The organism is Acinetobacter seohaensis (genome assembly GCF_056431365.1).
Map to the genome: position 1 here is coordinate 1 of NZ_JBWKMK010000083.1, position 1,244 is coordinate 1,244.

A 1,244-nucleotide genomic window follows, 5' to 3' on the forward strand; every position below is an offset into this window, starting at 1 on the left:
CTTGTATCTTGATTGATATAGTGATTAGCTACCACTATACGCAAATTGTAGAGTTTGGAGTGCTGCTAAAATCTTAAATTTGAACCTGAGATAAAACCTACAATTTGCCCTTATCCCTCATACAACTCTGAACGGTAACTAAGCACTTTGATGCTGTATTCACAAGGTAAGATGATGGTTAATGGGATAAAAATCATAGCTTAAACTCAAGGAATATCACCATGATTATGCTAGGTATTGATGTCAGTAAAACCAAAATAGATTGTTGCATTTTCCCTCAAGGTTTGACTGGAAAAAGAAAAAATAAAATATTTACTAATACAGAAAGTGGCTTTGGCAGTCTGCTCAAATGGCTCATCACTCTTAAAATTGAACCTGATCAAGTGACAGCAATCATGGAAGCGACTTCGGTTTATCATGAGAATTTGGGATATTATCTATATGATGCAGGTGTAAAGGTTTGTGTGGCTAATCCTTCACGAGTAAGAGCCTTTGCCAAAGGAATGTCCATGCTAAATAAAACGGATAAAGCTGATAGTGAAGCTCTTTCACGTTATGGTTACACCGCAAAGTTAATCATATGGCAGCCTGAACCTGAAAATGTCAGATTATTAAAAGCTTTACTAGGCAGACGAGATGTCTATCTAGGTAGTCTATTGCAGGAAAAGAATCGACTTGAAAAGGCGCAGTCCACTCATACCTCCGTTGTTGTGATTAAATTACTTGAAGAGAATATTGAGTATTTAAATCAGCAACTTGAACATATTGATAAGTTAATAAATAATCACATAGATCAAGATCCAACATTGAAACAGGATTTGAAATTACTGCAAACTATTCCTTCAATCGGTGAACGATCAGGCTTATTACTATTGGGGTTATTTCATTCGCACAAGTTTGAAAAAGCAAGTCAAGCTGCTGCATATGTAGGTTTGGTTCCAGTACATCAGTTGTCTGGCAGTTCAGTCAACAAGCAAAGTCACTTATCAAAAGCAGGTGACAGTAAAATACGCTCAGTATTGTATATGTCAGCATTAACAGCGATTAAATATAATCCACACATTGAAGCTTTATATCAACGATTATTAAGCCAGGGTAAAAATAAAATGTGTGCTTTAGGTGCTGCAATGCGCAAGCTTATACATCTGTGTTATGGCGTTTTAAAACATCAGACTGCCTATCAAAGAGATTATTTATTGGTCGAATAATCTCAAAACCTGATTGACTACCAAGACGGTATCTCA

General features: G+C 36.1%; 1 protein-coding gene. It reads left to right on the forward strand.

What is annotated here, in order from left to right; translation table 11 throughout:
• The first annotated feature begins 221 nt into the window (after positions 1-221).
• Entirely contained in the window at positions 222-1,208 is a 987-nt protein-coding gene (locus AC07E5_RS09780) for an IS110 family RNA-guided transposase (RefSeq protein ID WP_004278529.1), read from the forward strand.
• Positions 1,209-1,244 lie beyond the last annotated feature (36 nt).

Excerpts from the sequence above, each read along its gene's own strand:
- AC07E5_RS09780 (WP_004278529.1), top strand. The coding sequence starts at position 222 with ATGATTATGCTAGGTATTGATGTCAGTAAAACCAAAATAGATTGTTGC.